Origin of the sequence: Microtetraspora sp. NBRC 16547 (genome assembly GCF_030268965.1) — a bacterium.
GTDB lineage: Bacteria > Actinomycetota > Actinomycetes > Streptosporangiales > Streptosporangiaceae > Microtetraspora.
In genome coordinates this window covers 87622-103782 of record NZ_BSSE01000005.1, presented here as the reverse complement: position 1 = coordinate 103782, position 16161 = coordinate 87622, and the positions used below count along the sequence as shown (strand labels likewise).

At 70.8% G+C, this 16161-nt stretch carries 20 protein-coding genes; 10 read left to right on the top strand and 10 right to left on the bottom strand.

Annotated elements, in window-relative coordinates; translation table 11 throughout:
* Positions 1-113: 113 nt before the first annotated feature.
* From hrcA to QSK17_RS09915, 3 genes are read left to right on the top strand one after another with little or no spacing between them, the layout of a single operon-like run.
* Positions 114-1127 (top strand): heat-inducible transcriptional repressor HrcA, encoded by a 1014-nt coding sequence (gene hrcA, locus QSK17_RS09925; protein WP_285704274.1) that lies wholly within the window; start codon positions 114-116, stop codon positions 1125-1127.
* Complete coding sequence (gene dnaJ, locus QSK17_RS09920) at positions 1128-2261, top strand: molecular chaperone DnaJ (protein WP_285704273.1); 1134 nt, start codon at positions 1128-1130, stop codon at positions 2259-2261.
* Between the two features lie 26 nt (positions 2262-2287).
* The gene (locus QSK17_RS09915) at positions 2288-3031 is read left to right on the top strand and encodes a 16S rRNA (uracil(1498)-N(3))-methyltransferase (RefSeq protein WP_285704272.1); all 744 of its coding nucleotides are present in this window, start codon (positions 2288-2290) and stop codon (positions 3029-3031) included.
* Between the two features lie 54 nt (positions 3032-3085).
* Here the strand turns inward: QSK17_RS09915 and QSK17_RS09910 are convergent, their stop codons facing one another.
* Positions 3086-3763 (bottom strand): hypothetical protein, encoded by a 678-nt coding sequence (locus QSK17_RS09910; RefSeq protein ID WP_285704271.1) that lies wholly within the window; start codon positions 3761-3763, stop codon positions 3086-3088.
* Positions 3760-4239 carry a SigE family RNA polymerase sigma factor gene (locus QSK17_RS09905; RefSeq protein WP_285704521.1) on the bottom strand — a complete coding sequence of 160 codons (480 nt, stop codon included), beginning with the start codon at positions 4237-4239 and terminating at the stop codon, positions 3760-3762. Before QSK17_RS09905 ends, QSK17_RS09910 begins: the two co-directional genes overlap by 4 nt.
* A gap of 247 nt (positions 4240-4486) precedes the next feature.
* Here QSK17_RS09905 and QSK17_RS09900 point away from each other — a divergent pair, with 247 nt between their 5' ends.
* The 7 genes from QSK17_RS09900 (at position 4487) to era (ending at position 10232) form a co-directional block, all read left to right on the top strand.
* A complete protein-coding gene (locus QSK17_RS09900; RefSeq protein ID WP_285704270.1) occupies positions 4487-4831 on the top strand; it encodes a histidine triad nucleotide-binding protein in 345 nt (114 codons plus the stop codon).
* A 265-nt stretch (positions 4832-5096) separates the two neighbouring features.
* Positions 5097-6116, top strand: a complete 1020-nt coding sequence (locus tag QSK17_RS09895) for a PhoH family protein (RefSeq protein WP_285704269.1) — start codon at positions 5097-5099, stop codon at positions 6114-6116.
* A 61-nt stretch (positions 6117-6177) separates the two neighbouring features.
* Positions 6178-6654: an rRNA maturation RNase YbeY gene (ybeY, locus tag QSK17_RS09890; RefSeq protein WP_285704268.1), complete on the top strand. Its 477-nt coding sequence runs from the start codon at positions 6178-6180 to the stop codon at positions 6652-6654.
* 7 nt (positions 6655-6661) lie between these two features.
* Positions 6662-7951, top strand: coding sequence for a hemolysin family protein (locus QSK17_RS09885; protein ID WP_285704267.1), 1290 nt, complete (start codon positions 6662-6664; stop codon positions 7949-7951).
* A gap of 388 nt (positions 7952-8339) precedes the next feature.
* The gene (locus QSK17_RS09880) at positions 8340-8993 is read left to right on the top strand and encodes a hypothetical protein (RefSeq protein ID WP_285704266.1); all 654 of its coding nucleotides are present in this window, start codon (positions 8340-8342) and stop codon (positions 8991-8993) included.
* Positions 8990-9325, top strand: coding sequence for a cytidine deaminase-like protein (locus QSK17_RS09875; protein ID WP_285704265.1), 336 nt, complete (start codon positions 8990-8992; stop codon positions 9323-9325). Before QSK17_RS09880 ends, QSK17_RS09875 begins: the two co-directional genes overlap by 4 nt.
* Before the next feature lies 1 nt (position 9326).
* Positions 9327-10232 carry a GTPase Era gene (gene era / locus QSK17_RS09870; RefSeq protein WP_285704264.1) on the top strand — a complete coding sequence of 302 codons (906 nt, stop codon included), beginning with the start codon at positions 9327-9329 and terminating at the stop codon, positions 10230-10232.
* Positions 10233-10343: 111 nt separating this feature from the next.
* On the opposite strand, the gene QSK17_RS09865 is transcribed toward era, so the two are convergent.
* The 8 genes from QSK17_RS09865 to QSK17_RS09830 all read right to left on the bottom strand — a co-directional run bounded on the left by QSK17_RS09865 (position 10344) and on the right by QSK17_RS09830 (position 16052).
* Positions 10344-10580, bottom strand: coding sequence for a type II toxin-antitoxin system PemK/MazF family toxin (locus tag QSK17_RS09865; RefSeq protein ID WP_285704519.1), 237 nt, complete (start codon positions 10578-10580; stop codon positions 10344-10346).
* A gap of 12 nt (positions 10581-10592) precedes the next feature.
* A complete protein-coding gene (locus QSK17_RS09860; protein ID WP_285704263.1) occupies positions 10593-11072 on the bottom strand; it encodes a hypothetical protein in 480 nt (159 codons plus the stop codon).
* Between the two features lie 102 nt (positions 11073-11174).
* Positions 11175-12005, bottom strand: a complete 831-nt coding sequence (locus tag QSK17_RS09855) for an urease accessory protein UreD (RefSeq protein ID WP_285704262.1) — start codon at positions 12003-12005, stop codon at positions 11175-11177.
* Positions 12002-12832, bottom strand: coding sequence for an urease accessory protein UreG (gene ureG / locus QSK17_RS09850; protein ID WP_285704261.1), 831 nt, complete (start codon positions 12830-12832; stop codon positions 12002-12004). Before ureG ends, QSK17_RS09855 begins: the two co-directional genes overlap by 4 nt.
* Before the next feature lie 56 nt (positions 12833-12888).
* A complete protein-coding gene (locus tag QSK17_RS09845; RefSeq protein ID WP_285704260.1) occupies positions 12889-13632 on the bottom strand; it encodes an urease accessory protein UreF in 744 nt (247 codons plus the stop codon).
* Between the two features lie 52 nt (positions 13633-13684).
* Positions 13685-15433 carry an urease subunit alpha gene (locus tag QSK17_RS09840; RefSeq protein WP_285704259.1) on the bottom strand — a complete coding sequence of 583 codons (1749 nt, stop codon included), beginning with the start codon at positions 15431-15433 and terminating at the stop codon, positions 13685-13687.
* On the bottom strand, positions 15430-15753 hold the full coding sequence (locus QSK17_RS09835) for an urease subunit beta (protein WP_285704258.1): 324 nt from the start codon (positions 15751-15753) through the stop codon (positions 15430-15432). The genes QSK17_RS09840 and QSK17_RS09835 overlap by 4 nt, the downstream gene beginning before the upstream one ends.
* Positions 15750-16052: an urease subunit gamma gene (locus QSK17_RS09830; protein ID WP_285704257.1), complete on the bottom strand. Its 303-nt coding sequence runs from the start codon at positions 16050-16052 to the stop codon at positions 15750-15752. Before QSK17_RS09830 ends, QSK17_RS09835 begins: the two co-directional genes overlap by 4 nt.
* Positions 16053-16161 lie beyond the last annotated feature (109 nt).

The following is a 16161-nucleotide window of genomic DNA, read 5'->3' as shown; positions in this document are numbered from 1 at the left end:
TCGCTTCGGCCCGATCGGTGTTATCGCACCCTGTGGGCGGTAGCCGTACACTTGGCACTCGGGAACATGGAGTGCCAGAGTCTGTGTTTCCCGATGCACAGGGAGGTGACACTTTGCTCGACGAACGCAAGCTGGCCGTGCTTCGTGCCATCGTCGAGGACTACGTGTCCACCAACGAGCCGGTCGGGTCCAAGGCCCTGGCCGAGCGGCACAACCTCGGCGTCTCGCCGGCCACTGTCAGAAACGACATGGCGGCGCTCGAGGAGCAGGGGTACATCCAGCAGCCGCACACCAGCGCGGGACGGGTGCCGACGGACAAGGGCTACCGCCTGTTCGTCGACCGCCTTTCCCACGTCAAGCCGTTGTCCGCGGCGGAACGCCGGGCGATCGAGACCTTCCTCGCCGGCGCCGTGGACCTGGACGAGATCGTCATGCGGACGGTCCGGCTGCTGGCGCAGCTCACCCGGCAGGTCGCCGTCGTGCAGTACCCCTCGCTGACCCGGTCGGCGGTCCGTCACGTGGAGATCGTGCCGCTGGCGGAGCGGCGCGTCATGCTGGTGCTGATCACCAACACCGGCCGGGTCGAGCAGCGTGTGATCGAGCTGCCCGAGACCGTCGCGGACGACCGCATCGCTCATCTGCGGGCCGTGCTGAACGCGTGCCTGGACGGCTGCGGCCTGTCCAGCGTGCCGGAGACGGTCGCGGAGCTTCCCGATCGGCTGCCCGTCGAGGACAGGCCGGTGGCCGCCACCATCCTGTCGGTGCTGCTGGAGACCCTGGTCGAGCGGCACGAAGAGAAGATCGTTTTTGCCGGTGCCGCGAACCTGGCGGCCGCCGACTTCAGCGTGGGCCTCCGTGAGGTGCTGGAGGCGCTGGAGGAGCAGGTCGTGCTGATGCGGCTGCTCGGCGAGACCGACAACCTGCCGGGGCTGACCGTCAGGATCGGCTCCGAGAACCCGTACACCGGACTTCGCGGCACCTCTATCGTGGCCGCGGGATACGGTGCGGGCGACAAGGAACTGGCCCGGCTGGGAGTGCTGGGCCCGACGCGAATGGACTATCCGGTGACGATGGGTGCGGTGCGCGCTGTCGCGCGTTACGTCGGCCAGATCCTGGCGGGGTCATAAGTGGCCAAGGACTATTACGCCACCCTCGGGGTGCGGCGGGACGCCAGCCAGGAAGAGATCAAGAAGGCATATCGCCGACTTGCCCGGGAGCTGCACCCGGACGTCAATCCGGATCCTGAGACCCAGGAGCGGTTCAAGGACATCACGCAGGCCTACGAGGTCCTGTCCGACACCAACAAGCGCCAGATGTACGACCTCGGAGCCGATCCGTTCAGCTCCGGCGCGGGCGCCGGGGCCGGTGGGTTCGGCGCGGGGTTCCCGTTCAGCGACATCATGGACGCCTTCTTCGGCACCGCCGGAGGCTCGCGCGGCCCGCGTTCCCGGGCCAGGCGCGGACGCAACGCGACCATTCGGGTCGAGCTCGACATGGCGGAGACCGCGTTCGGCACCACCCGAGAGATCGTGGTCGACACGGCCGTGCTGTGCGAGGTGTGCCACGGCTCCGGCGCCGCCGCGGGCACCCATCCCGACACCTGCGACATGTGCCACGGCCGAGGCGAGGTGTCGCAGGTCACCCGGTCGTTCCTCGGCCAGGTGATGACCTCGCGGCCGTGCCCCCAGTGTGGCGGCTACGGCAGCGTCATCCGCAACCCCTGCCTGGAGTGTTCCGGCGAGGGCCGGGTCCGCACCCGCCGTACGATCAAGGTCCGCATCCCCGCGGGCGTCGAGGACGGCACGCACATCCAGCTCGCCGGCGAGGGCGAGGTCGGTCCCGGCGGCGGCCCGCCCGGCGACCTCTTCCTGGAGATCGCCGAGCGCCCGCACCAGATCTTCGAGCGGCGCGGCGACGACCTGCACTGCACGGTCCAGATCCCGATGACCGCCGCCGCGCTGGGCACCTCCCTCTCGGTCGAGACCCTGGACGGCACCGAGGAGATCGACGTACGGCCCGGCACCCAGGCCGGCCAGGTCATCCCCCTCTACGGCAAGGGCATCCAGCGCCTCAACGAGACCGGCAGGGGCGACCTGCTCATCCACGTGAACGTCGAGACGCCCCTGAAGCTCGACGCGCAGCAGGAGGAGCTGCTCAAGGAGCTGGCCAAGCTGCGCGGTGAGGAGCGGCCGCCCGGGAAGTTCTCCCCGGGACAGCAGGGCTTCTTCTCGCGGCTGAGGGACGCGTTCAACGGCCGCTGACGCCGTGATCACGCGTTGAGGACGTCATGACCGTTCCCGTGTTCCTCGCCGACCTGTCCGGCGTCCTGCCCGGTGCCCATGGCGGCCGCGTCCTGCTGGACGGCCCCGAGGGGCGGCACGCGGCCGCCGTCCGGAGGCTGCGCCCGGGAGAGCGGATCGACCTGACGGACGGCGCCGGCCGGGTCGCCGAGTGCGTGGTCCGCGAGGTGGCCAAGGACTCCCTCACCGCCGAGGTTCTCCGGCGGTACGACGTGGAGGCGGCCCGGCCGCGCCTCGTCGTGGTCCAGGGACTGCCGAAGGGCGACAGGGGAGAGCTCGCGGTCGAGATGATGACCGAGGCCGGCGTCGACATGCTCGTGCCGTGGGCCGCGGCCCGCTGCGTCACCCAGTGGAAGGGCGACCGCGCGGCCAAGGCCCTCGCCCGCTGGCGGAGCACCGCGCGGGAGGCGGGGAAGCAGGCCCGCCGTTTCCATCTCCCCGAGGTGGCGGAGCAGGCGACCACCGCCCAGGTGGCCGAGCTGCTCGCCGGGGCCGCGCTGGCGGTCGTGCTGCACGAGGAGGCCGCCCAGGCCCTGAGCGGACTGGCGCTCCCGGACGACGGGGACGTCGTCGTGGTCGTCGGCCCCGAGGGCGGCATCACGGACGAGGAGATCGCCGCCTTCCGGGCGGCGGGAGCCGTACCCGCCCTGCTGGGGCCGACGGTGCTGCGCACCTCGACGGCGGGGGTGGCCGCCGCGGCCGTGCTGCTGTCACGTTGCGGCCGCTGGTGATCCGCGCCGATTGATCCGGGCCGATTGATCCGCGCTGATTGCTCCGGGCCCGCGCTACGGCGCGGGCGACTCGGTTACGGCTTCCGGAGTGACCACGTCGCTCGCTGACGGGGTGGGCGTCGGCGTGGGCGACGGCTTCGGCGTGGGCGTCTCGCACTGCCTGCCGGAACAGCCGCTCGGCGTACGGGTCGGGGTGGGACCGACGGACGGGCTGGCCGACGGCGTCGGCGTCTCCGCCGTGGGGCACATCGGGGAGCCCGCCGCGTCCGGCTCGATCACCTTGTCCGGCATCGCCGGGGTGGCGCAGGGGTCGCTCGGGGACGGCGACGGCTTCGCCGGAGGGTTGCTGGCCCTCGGTGTCTCCACGGACGAGACCTGGCCCCGGGGCGGCGGGTTGGTGACGGCCGGCGCCGGGATGTGGTTCTGAGGGCGCTGGACGGAGGAGGTGTCCGTGAGCCGCGAGTCGTCGCCCGTGTTGGACACCGTGCTGTGCATCACCTGGGTGCGCAGGTCGGGAATGAGCATCACGACCGTGCTCGCCACCAGCGCGGCACCGGCCACCGAGGCGCCCACGCGCCACCAGAAGAGGCCGCGCAGCCCGCGGGCGCCGCGCTCGTCGATGCGGCGCCGGATGATGTCGAGCCCTTCGGGCGAGGGTACGACCGAGTCCGCCTCCGCCCGCATGGCGCGGCGCAGGAACTCGCCGTGCTCGTCGTCGGTGGGGAAGGTCATGAGAACTGCTCCAGTGCCATCCGTAGGGCGGCCATGCCGCGGGCCGTGTGACTCTTCACCGCGCCCTTGCTGATGCCCATCGCGTGTGCGATCTCGGCCTCGGAGAGGTCACCGTAGTAACGCAGGACCAGTGCCTCGCGCTGTCGTGTCGGCAGGTGGCGCAGCGCCTCGATGACCGCCGATCGCTCGAGCTCGCCGATCGCGCCGCTCTCGGCGCTCGGCGCGTCGGGAAGCCCCTTCGGGGCGTACTTCTCCACGACGGCGCGATGACGTAACACAGAGCGCGATCGGTTGACGACCGATTGGCGCAGGTAGGCGAGTGCCTTGTCGGTGTCCCGCAGGCGTCGCCAGGCCCCATGGATGGCGACGAACGCGTCCTGCACGACTTCCTCCGCGCTGGCCACGTCTCTGACCAGCAGCACGGCGAGACGCACAAGCGACCGATAGTGCGCGCTGTACAGCGCGGTCACGGCCATGTCGGCGTCCCATCCGACGGGCACCGCCCCCAGCGACCTGTCGGCCACGAGGGTCTCGGTGGTCACGTCAGTAGGACGCTCGTCCTCCCCGGGGGGTTTACGCTCTTCCGAATCATTAGGGGGCATGACCCAGTTGTGTCCTCGCCCGACACTAGGGGTGTTTTTGTCGGTGCAGTGTCGCACATTCACACTATCCGGGGGATCTTTCAACGGCATCACTGATTGGCAACGGCTACGCTTCTCGATCGTGACCGACTGCCTGTTCTGCAAGATCGTGGCCAGGGAGATCCCCGCCGACATCGTCCTGGAGACCGAGCGAGCGCTGGCGTTCCGCGACATCAATCCGCAAGCGCCCACGCACGTCCTGGTCGTCCCCAAGTCACATCACGAGAATGCCGCGGCGCTCGCCCAGGCGGACGACGGCCTCGCCGACGACGTGCTCAAAGCATGCCACGATGTGGCCCTTCAGGAGGGCGTCTCCGGCTCCGGATATCGCGTCGTGTTCAACACGGGCGAGGGAGCGGGCCAGACCGTGCTCCACGTCCACGCGCACGTGCTGGGCGGCCGCGGCCTGACATGGCCTCCCGGCTAGTCCGAAAATCGGATCATTCGCGGGCAGGCGGCAGCGTCGCCTCGCCGCGTTGTCGACCCACCCGCGGAAACTCCTCGCAGGCTCGGGGGTTCCGCGGGTCCGGGAATGCCGGCCGGAGACTCAGCTTCGACCTCTCCTATCTTCTCCTCCTCGCAGCGCATCCGTCTGGATCCGCGCCCGCGACGGGCGGCATCCACCAGAGGCTCCCTAGCGGATAGCATGACCGTAGGTAACTAGGGAGGCGAGCAGGCCGTAACGGCCGCCCATGTCCGAGTCACAGACCACCAACAAAACCCAGGCCAAGGTCCTCATCCCCGAGGGACAGGCGATGATCAGCCTGCTCGGCTCGCGAGACGAGTTGCTGCGGGTCATCGAGAAGGCCTTCCGCGCCGACATTCACGTGCGCGGCAACGAGATCACCATCACCGGTTCCCCGGAGGAGAGCGGCGTCGTCGTGCGGCTCTTCGAGGAGCTGGTGGAGCTCGTCGGCTCCGGCACCGAGCTGACCCCCGACTCCGTCGAGCGCAGCATCGCGATGCTGCGAATGGCCACCGACCGGCCCGCCGAGGTGCTGTCCCTGGACATCCTCTCCGCGCGCGGGCGGACGATCCGCCCCAAGACGGTCGGCCAGAAGCGATACGTCGACGCGATCGACAAGCACACGATCGTGTTCGGCATCGGCCCCGCCGGCACCGGCAAGACATACCTCGCGATGGCCAAGGCCGTGAAGGCCCTGCAGAACAAGCACGTCAACCGCATCATCCTGACGCGGCCCGCGGTCGAGGCGGGGGAGCGGCTGGGCTTCCTGCCCGGCACTCTCTTCGAGAAGATCGATCCCTATCTGCGGCCGCTCTACGACGCGCTGCACGACATGCTCGACCCCGAGTCGATCCCTCGGCTGATGTCGGCGGGCACGATCGAGGTCGCCCCCTTGGCGTACATGCGGGGTCGCACGCTGAACGACGCGTTCATCATCCTCGACGAGGCGCAGAACACCTCGCCCGAGCAGATGAAGATGTTCCTGACCCGGCTGGGGTTCAACTCGAAGATCGTCGTCACCGGCGACGTGACCCAGATCGACCTTCCCGGAGGGCAGGACAGCGGCCTCAAGGTCGTCCAGAACATCCTCCACGGCATCGACGACATCCACTTCAGCACACTGACCAGCGCTGACGTGGTCCGGCACCGGCTGGTGAGCGACATCGTCGACGCGTACGGCAAGTACGACGCGGCCATGGCGTCGGAGTCGCGGACGATCGACAAGCGTCACCGGGGGAGACGATGAACAAGAGAACGGAACGGCGCGGCCCGCGCATCCTGTGCGGGCCGCGGAGCGAGGAGAACCGGTGAGTGTCGAGGTCGCCAACGAGTCGGGTGTCGAGGTCGACGAGGCGGTGTTCGCGGAGCTGGCCGGTCACGTCCTGGGCCGGATGGGGATCAACCCCCTCGCTGAGCTGTCCATCCTGATCGTCGACGAGCCGGCGATGGCCGAGCTGCACGAGCAGTGGATGGGTGAGCCCGGCCCCACAGACGTGCTCGCCTTCCCGATGGACGAGCTGCGCCCGGGCCACGGCGGGGGCCGCGACGAGGACGCCTCACCGGATCCGGCGCTCCTCGGTGACGTGGTGCTCTGCCCGCAGGTGGCCGCCAGGCAGGCGGCCGAGGCGGGGCACGGCACGCAGGACGAGCTGGAGTTGCTCTGCACCCACGGGATCCTGCACCTGCTCGGCTACGACCACGCCGAACCGGAGGAGCACGCCGAGATGTTCGGGCTCCAGGGCGAGCTGCTCGAGTCGTGGCGGGAGGCACGCGGGAAGCGGTGAGCGACCGATGAACGGCTGGTTGTTCTCCGTCGTCGTCCTGATCGTGGTCGGCGGCCTGCTCGCGAGCGCGGAGACGGCGCTGGCGCGCATCTCGCGGGTGCGCGCCGAGGAGTTCGTCAAGGATGGTCGGCGCGGTGCCGGGCGCCTGCAGGCGATCGTCGCCGACCCGCCGCGCTACCTCAACCTGCTCCTCCTGCTGCGGCTGATCTGCGAGCTGGGCGCGACCGTGATCGCGACGCTCCTGTTCATCGACTGGCTCGGTGACAGGGGTCAGGCCTACGCCGCGGCGGCGGTCGTGATGGTCCTGGTCAGCTACGTCATCGTCGGGGTCTCGCCGCGTACGCTCGGCCGCCAGCACGCCGACCGGATCGCGCTCGCGAGCGCGCCCGTCGTGTACGGCCTGACCCGGATCTTCGGCCCGCTGCCCAAGCTGCTGATCCTGCTGGGCAACGCGCTGACGCCCGGCAAGGGGTTCCGCGAGGGACCGTTCACCTCCGAGGCCGAGCTGCGCGACCTGGTCGATCTCGCGGAGGAGCGCCGGGTCATCGAGCCGGACGAGCGCGAGATGATCCACTCCGTCTTCGAGCTGGGCGACACGCTGGTCCGCGAGGTCATGGTCCCGCGCACGGACATGGTCATCATCGAGCGGCACAAGACCCTCAGCCAGGCGCTCTCGCTGGCGCTGCGCAGCGGCTTCTCCCGCATCCCCGTGACCGGTGAGAACGAGGACGACGTCGTGGGCATCGCCTACCTGAAGGACATCGTCCGGAGGATGCAGGAGACCGGCGACGGCGCCGCCCGGGTGCAGGAGCTGATGCGTCCCGCGACGTTCGTGCCGGACAGCAAGCCGATCGACGACCTGCTGCGCGAGATGCAGGCGCGGCAGATCCACCTCGCCATCGTGATCGACGAGTACGGCGGCACCGCCGGCCTGGTCACGATCGAGGACGTGATCGAGGAGATCGTCGGGGAGATCACCGACGAGTACGACCAGGAGATCCCCCCGGTCGAGTGGCTGGACGACGGTTCCGTCCGGGTCACGGCGCGGTTGCCGGTCGACGAACTGGGCGAGCTGTTCGACGTCGAGATCGAGGTTGAGGACGTCGACACCGTCGGCGGGCTGCTCGCGCACGCGCTGGGCCGGGTGCCGATCGCCGGCTCCGAGGCCATCGTCGACGGGCTGCGGCTGACCGCGGAGAGCCTATCCGGCCGCCGTAACCGGATCAGCACCGTGGTGGTGCGCCGGGTTGAGCAGGCCGAGGAGGGGACCGTCACGGCCCGGGCGGAACTGGACTGATCTCCCGGCAGGCCGGGACTCCGGCTTCTGCCGTACGGGACTGCCCCATCTGTATCCCCGAGGCCGAGCTCGTCGCCGGGCACTGGGACGTCGCCGTCGAACCGGCCACCCGCAAGCGGTTCGCAAGTCGTCTTCAAGTGGGGTGGGCGACGATCGCTTCAGACGCCAGGGGGGTTCAGGGCGTTCAGAGGGGAACAACCGGCGCGCCGGGAGGGGTTCGCGGCGCACCGGCCCACCTTCGTTACGGGGGAATCTGTGGGCCTCTCACCCGACTTGATCGGGTGAGAGGCCCATGTTGATTACTGAGGGTGATTGCGGCTTTTGGTGACGGGGAAGAAAGCCGTCGGCGGGGATCTTCCGGACCCGCCGGGGAACGGGGGACACCGGAATGCGGATCATCGGCGGTGCTATCTGCGCGGCCTCCTGCCTGCTGGCCGCGCTGGCGGGATGCGGCGCCGACGCGAACAATGAACAGCGGGCCGCGCTCGACTCCGGGCGGTTGAAGGTGCTGCTGAGCGGCATCGAGGACATGCCTCAGGGCTTCTCCGACCGGCAGCGTGAGCGGTGGCGTCCGCCGTTCCGTGCCAAGGATGGCGACTGCCGCGTGCTGTTCGACGCGGTGGCGGGCAGGCCGCCCGGGAACGGCCTCCTGGCCGGGGCCGCGACCACCTACGAAGGCGATCACCTGGGTGAGGCGGCGGCCGTCGGGCTCGCGGTGTACGGGGAGGACGCCGCCGACGGGGAACTCGACCGGATGGAGCGGACCATGCGGGGCTGCCGCGTCGCCGCCGCCGGAGGCGCGGGAAAGGGGAACCGCCTGCGCGCGTCGAACCTCTCGATCCCGGACGTGGGCGACGCGGCCGAGGCGCGGCGGTTCAGGGGCCGGGTCGGCGGTTATCCGTACGAGATGCACCTCGTGGTGGCGAGGAAGGGCAACGCGCTGATCACTCTCCTTCATGGGGGCGTCAGGCCGCTGGACCCGAAGGGCACCAAGGAACTGGCCAGGGTGCTGGCCGGAAGGGTCAGTACCCTTGACCTGTGACAGAGACACTGGACCCTGAAGACCTCAAGATCATTACCTTGGCCAGGTCGGCCCGCGCCCGTAACGGCTCCGCCGAGGGCGCCGCCGTGCGGGACGAGACGGGGCGCACCTACGTGGCGACGAACGTCGCGCTGCCCTCGCTCGAACTGTCCGCGACGCAGGTCGCGGTGGCGATGGCGGTCTCCAGCGGGGCGGCGTCTCTGGAGTCGGTGGCCCTGGTCAGCGAGGCGGATGAGCCGGGCGAGAAGGATATCGCCGTCGTCGAGGACCTCGGCAACGCGATCATCTTCCTGGCCGGGCCTGACGGTGTCGTGAAGGGCCGGTACATCTGACGTGAGCACTTCTGAATTCCGCGCCGGTTTCGCCTGCTTCGTCGGGCGGCCGAATGTGGGCAAGTCCACGCTGATGAACGCGCTGGTCGGCACGAAGGTCGCCATCACCTCGTCCAAGCCGCAGACCACGCGCCGGGCCATTCGCGGGATCGTGCACCGGCCCGACTCCCAGCTCGTCATCGTGGACACCCCCGGCCTGCACCGGCCGCGCACGCTGCTCGGCGAGCGGCTCGACAGCCTCGTGCTGTCCACGCTGACCGAGGTCGACGTGATCGGCTTCTGCGTGCCGGCCAACGAGCCGATCGGCAAGGGCGACAGGTTCATCGCCGAGAAGCTCGGTGCGCTCAAGAAGACGCCGCTCATCGCCGTGGTGACCAAGTGCGACCTGGCCACCCGCCAGCAGATCGCCGAGCAGCTCCTCGCGGTCTCGTCCCTGGCGGCCTTCGAGGAGATCATCCCGGTTTCCGCCGAGAGTGGGGAGCAGCTCGACGTGCTCGCCGACCTGCTGACCGCGCGGCTGCCCGAGTCCCCGCCCCTGTACGCCGGAGGAGAGCTGACCGACGAGCCCGAGCAGGTCCTCGTCGCGGAGCTGATCCGCGAGGCGGCGCTGGAAGGCGTTCGTGACGAGCTGCCGCACTCGATCGCGGTCGTGGTGGAGGAGATGACCCCGCGTGAGGGCCGGGACGACCTCCTCGACATCTACGCCTTCATGTACGTCGAGCGGCCCTCGCAGAAGGCGATCGTGATCGGTCCCGGAGGCGCCAGGCTCAAGGACGTCGGCACCCGGGCGCGCAAGCAGATCGAGGCCATGCTCGGCACCCGCGTCTATCTCGACCTGCGGATCAAGGTGGCCAAGGAGTGGCAGCGCGATCCCAAGCAGCTCCGCCGCCTCGGCTTCTACGACTGAGCCCCGGGTTCCCGGGCATCGCGGCGGCTCCTGACGCAGGTCGCCCGAACGCGTCCCGAGATCCCTCCGGGCAGGATCGCAGAAGCGGTGAAGGCGCCTTCCCGGTCCGGCTCAGAGGGAGAGGTGGAGGCGGAGCGCATTGTCGAGTCGTCCGAGGGAATCGGGAGAAAGGCGGCAGATCCGCTCGCGGATCCGGCCGGTCGTCACGGACCTCACCTGCTCGGCCTGCGCCTTCGAGTCGACGGGGAGGCCGCATTCGGCGGCTCTCAGCAGCACTTGGAACGGCAGGATCCGCGTGGTGTTCGTGGTCAATGGCACCACGGTGACGACTCCTCGGTCGCCGTGCAGTCTCCGTGCCTGTCAGCCTCGGCGGATGAGGGCGGCGGCGGACAGGGCGGCGACCACGATGGAGGCCAGCAGGGCCGCGAACCAGCCGTACTGGATGGTCGGGTGGACGTCCACCAGCCCGGGGATCCGGAAAGTCAGCCGGTCGTCCCAGTTCTGCGGGTCGCTCAGGAACACGGCGAGCGCGAGCGCCGCCACGGCCGCGGGCAGGATCGCGAACCCCGTGAACAGCCGGCTTCGCGTCACTCCCAGGACGCCAAGCAGGGTGGCCGCGATGCCCGCGCCCAGGACGAACCAGCCCGGCCCCTTGTCGATGCCCCGGATCGAGTGGGTCAGCTCGGTGCCCACGAGGCCGAACTCCGCCGTCACCCCGGCCCAGGGCAGTATCGCGGTGACGGCGAGCGCCAGGCCGATGACGATCACGGCCAGGGAGAGCAGTGTCCCCCCGCCGCTCCTGGCCGGAAATCCCTGCGGGGACGGGGTGAGGTCAGCCACGATCACCAGGCTACGGCTCGCGAGCCGCGGCGGGGAGCTTCCGTCGTCATGGAGCCCGCCGTCATAGGGCCCGTCGCGTGTGAGCGGGTGGTCAGACACGACCTAAGACGGTGCCGTGGGGGATTCGCGGCAGAACGGCACGGCGAGCGCTTCGCCCCATTCGAGGCGTACGCGTAGCTGGACGGCGTCATCGGCCAGGGCCGACACCAGGACGCCCGGCCCGGCCAATGGGAGCACCGCACAACCGTCCCCCAGCATGGCCCGCCGCGCCGCGTGTTCCGAGGGTTCGCGCCGCGCGGCGGCGTCCCCGCCGGATCCCGTGGCTCCGTACCCGGTGATGAGGGTGCTTCCCACGCAGCGGGCGGTGCCGTACACGGCCGGGCTGCCGTCGGTCGCCGGGTCGCCGACGACGAGTTCCTGGCGGAGCAGCGGCGATCCGTCCACGACGGCGTCGAACCGGGACCGGCATCGGCCGGGCTGCTCGCCGTATCGGCCGAAGACGATCTCCTCCCGCCAGAACACGGCGGCGTCGCGGGAGAGCGAGAGCCGTACGGCGACGCGGTGCGAGGAGCCCGCCGCCAGCACGGTCGGCTCAGGGGCGAAGCGCAGCGAGGCGCCCGCGCCGACCCGGGCGTTGACGACCATGACGGAGTCGCCCGCGAAGGGGCCGGGCAGGACCAGCGTGCTCGCGATCGAACGGACGTCCAGTGTGGTGCCGGGCGCGACGTCGATGTCCAGCGCCAGGTGGTCACCTCCCAGAGGCCCGGCCGCCGTGGAGACGAGGTGGACCACGTCGGGTCCGGTCTGCCGGAGGGTCAGCGGCGGGTCCGACCGCAGCGTGTCCAGCCGGGTGCCGCCTCCGGGGCCGGACTCCGTCCTGATCGCCGCACGCGCCCGGACCGACGACCGGGCGTCGGGGGAGGGCGCCGTCATCGGAGCTCCTTCGGTGTGGAGCCTCCGGGTCGCGGCCTCGAAGAGGATGTCATGCGCGGTCGACGGTCCGGGCCCTGTCCTTCCGCATGGTCATGGGCATGGTCATATGCGTGGTCATGGGTGTGGGCGTGGCCGTTCCGGTGGTGCCAGGCGTGGACGAGGTCGGACACCCATTCGGCGACGCGGTGGGCGCCGCCGTCCTCCCTGATCGAGGTGAACAGCACGGACCTGCCGTCGCGTACGGCTCCCGCGTCGCGGGCCATGACGGCCAGATCCGCGCCCACGAGGGGAGCGAGGTCGGTCTTGTTGACCACGAGCAGGTCGGCCGTGGTGACGCCGGGGCCGCCCTTGCGTGGCACCTTGTCGCCGCCGGAGACGTCGAGCACGAAGATCTGGCTGTCCGCCAGGCCCCGGCTGAAGGTGGCGGTCAGGTTGTCGCCTCCGCTCTCCACGATCACCAGATCGAGCGGTCCGAACCGCTCCTCCAGGGTCTCGACCGCGTCGAGATTGGCCGCGATGTCGTCACGGATCGCGGTGTGCGGGCAGCAGCCGGTCTGCACCGCGAGGATGCGTTCGGGGTCGAGGACTCCCGCGCGGCGCAGGAAGTCGGCGTCCTCGGTCGTGTAGATGTCGTTCGTCACGACGCCGAGCCGCATCGACGGGCCGAGACTGCGGCACAGGGCGGCCACCAGAGCGGTCTTGCCGCTGCCGACCGGGCCCCCGATGCCGAGGCGGAGCGCCCGGCCGTGGCCGTCCGGTGCGTCGTGCCGGTCGCCGTCGTGGTCACTGTGCTGGTCGTGGTGGTGGTCGTCGTGGTGTGCGCCCATACCCGGGTCACCGTCCTTGTGCGTAGCCTTCACGAGCGAAAACGGCCGGGAACCGGTCAGGAGACGAAGAGCCGGGTCGCGGCCCTCAGCTGGTTCTCGGCCAGGAGGTCGAGCGCGGGCGCGGCCGTCGCGGGTAACGCCGCCCACGGCGAGTCCGGGTCCGCCGTCCACGCGTCGTCCGGATCGACGGCTCCGTGCTCGGGGTGCGGGGCCGTACAGGCGGCGCATGCGGTCTCGTTGAGGGACGGAGCCAGGTCGGCGAGCAGCCGGTGCACGGTCACCGGGTCCAGGCCGAGGAGCCGGACGGCCGCCGTCGCCGGTCCCGTCACCGACGCGTAGGCCGCCGCCAGCGCCGCCTGGCCGGGGTCGCAGCCCGCCGCCGCTGCCGTCGCGCCGAGCGCGACCGGATGGTGCGCCCCGTCGGGTACGGCTCGCGCCAGCGACGAAAGGGCGGGCGACGGCCAGATCCGGCGGGCCGTCCTGACCAGGAGCCGCCCCTGGGTGCGAGCGGCCTCCCGCTGCGCGGGCGACGAGGTACGGGCATCCGCCTCGGCGTCGAGCCGTCGCCAGCGAAGGATCGCGGGGGCCGCGTCGGCGGCCGTCGAGGCGAGTTCGCAGGCGGCGGCGGCGAGCGCGGCGGCGACCAGGCCGGCCGTGGCGAGCCGCCCGCGAAGAAAGCGCGCCAGGTCGTCGAGGCCGGTCACGGCACCCGCGCGTACGGCCTCCTCGACCCCGCCCGAGTGGGCGTGACCTCCGGCGGGCAGCCGCGAGTCGGCGAGCAGCAGGAGCGCGGCGTTCACCGGGCGTCCGGGGTGGGCGTCTGGTCGGCGGACATCTGGCGGCGGATCCCGGCTAGAAGAGGAAGTAACGCTGGGCCATGGGGAGCACCTCGGCCGGGGCGGGTTCGATGAGCTCCCCGTCGACGCGTACCGCGAAGGTGTCGGGGTTCACGTCGATCGAGGGCAGCGCGTCGTTGAGCACCATCGACTCCTTGCCGCGCCGCCGTACGCCGGAGACGGGGGCGAGTCTGCGGGCGACCCTGAGCCGGTCGGCGAGGCCGTCCTCGATGGCGAGCGGGGACACGAAGTGCAGCGACGTCGCCGCGGCCGTCACGGGGGCGGCGCCGAACATGGGGCGGGGGAGCACGGGCTGCGGGGTGGGGATCGAGGCGTTCGCGTCGCCCATCTGGGCGTACGCGATCACGCCGCCCTTGAGCACGAGGTCCGGCTTCACGCCGAAGAACGCGGGGGCCCAGAGCACCAGGTCGGCCAGCTTGCCGGTCTCCACCGAGCCGACTTCGGCCTCCAGCCCATGCGCTATCGCCGGATTTATCGTGTATTTCGCGATATATCGGCGGGCGCGGAGGTTGTCAGCAGGGTGCGCGGTCCCGCCGGCGGAAGCCGTACCGGACTCGCCGGGAAGCGCGCCGCGCCGCCTCTTCATGACGTGCGCGGTCTGCCAGGCACGGATGATCGTCTCGCCGACCCGGCCCATGGCCTGGGAGTCGGAACCGATCATCGAGATGGCCCCGATGTCGTGCAGGACGTCCTCGGCCGCCATCGTCGCCGGGCGGATCCGCGACTCGGCGAACGCCAGGTCCTCGGGAATCGACGGGTTGAGGTGGTGGCACACCATGAGCATGTCCAGATGCTCGTGGTGGGTGTTGACGGTGTGCGGCCGGGTCGGGTTGGTGGACGACGGCAGGATGTTACGACAGCCCGCCACCTTGATGATGTCGGGAGCGTGACCGCCTCCGGCGCCCTCAGTGTGGTAGGCGTGGATCACCCGGTCGCCGACGGCCGCGAGCGTCGACTCGACGAACCCGGCCTCGTTGAGCGTGTCGGTGTGGATCGCCGCCTGCACCCCCGTGGCCTCGCACACGCCGAGGCAGGCGTCGATCGCGGCGGGTGTCGTACCCCAGTCCTCGTGCAGCTTGAACCCGGAGGCTCCGGCGCGGAGCTGCTCATACAGGGCCTCGGCGCTGACCGTGTTGCCCTTGCCCAGCAGCGCCACGTTGACCGGATGGGAGTCGAGCGACTCCAGCATCCGGGCGAGGTACCAGGTGCCGGTGACCGTGGTGGCCTTGGTGCCCTCCGCGGGCCCCGTGCCGCCGCCGATGACCGTCGTGACACCGGACGCCAGCGCCTCGTCCAGGAGTCGCGGGCAGATCAGGTGCACGTGGGAGTCCACCGCACCCGCCGTGACGATCTTGCCGTTGCCCGCGAGGATCTCGGTTGACGGACCGATGACGAGATCCGGATGGACGCCGTCCATCGCGTCGGGGTTGCCCGCCTTGCCGATCGCCGAGATCCGCCCGTCGCGGACCCCGATGTCGGCCTTCACGACGCCCCAGTGGTCGAGGATCACCGCGCCGGTGATGACCAGGTCGGGTGCGCCCTCGGCCCGGGTGGCGCGGGCCTGTCCCATGGACTCGCGGATCACCTTGCCACCGCCGAAGACGGCCTCGTCGCCCGCGCCGGCGGGACCCATCGAGAGGTCCTCGGTCACCTCGACGAACAGGTCGGTGTCGGCCAGGCGCACCCGGTCACCGGTGGTGGGACCGTACAGCGCGGCGTAGCGCGCCCGCTCGACGGTGGTCATCGGGACTCCTCACGGTCGAGCGGGCCCGCCCATTCCGGACGCAACCCGGGGACGACGCGGTGGCCCGCCAGGGGGACGAGCGTCACGTCGCGCTCGATGCCGGGCTCGAACCTGACCGCGGTCCCGGCCGGCACATCCAGGCGGGTGCCCCAGGCGGCCCGCCGGTCGAACTCCAGGCCGGGATTGGCCGCCGCGAAGTGGTAGTGCGAGCCGACCTGGATCGGCCGGTCGGCCGTGTTGACGACCCGCAGCGTGATCCGCTCCCTGCCCGGGTTGAGCGGAACGGGCGCCTCGCCGTACACGATCTCGCCGGGGATCACGCGATCGGCCGGTGGACGGTGACGAGCTTGGTGCCGTCAGGGAAGGTCGCCTCGATCTGCACGGACTCCAGCATCTCGGGGACGCCCTCCATGACGTCCTGGCGCTGGAGCACCTTGCGGCCCGCGTCCATCAGATCCGCCACGCTACGGCCGTCCCGCGCGCCCTCCAACAGGAAGGACGCGATGATCGCGGTGGCCTCGGGGTGGTTGAGGCGGAGCCCCCTCTCCCTGCGGTCGCGGGCGACCCCCGCGGCGACGTGGATGAGCAGGCGTTCCTGTTCGTGTGGAGTGAGCCGCATGACGGGACGATAGGCAGCCGCCATTTCCGCCGCGTTTCCCGCGCATTTCGCCGCCGTATCAGAATGGGAGTCATCCGCCGCCGGTTATTGCGATATTTCGGGAATGGGG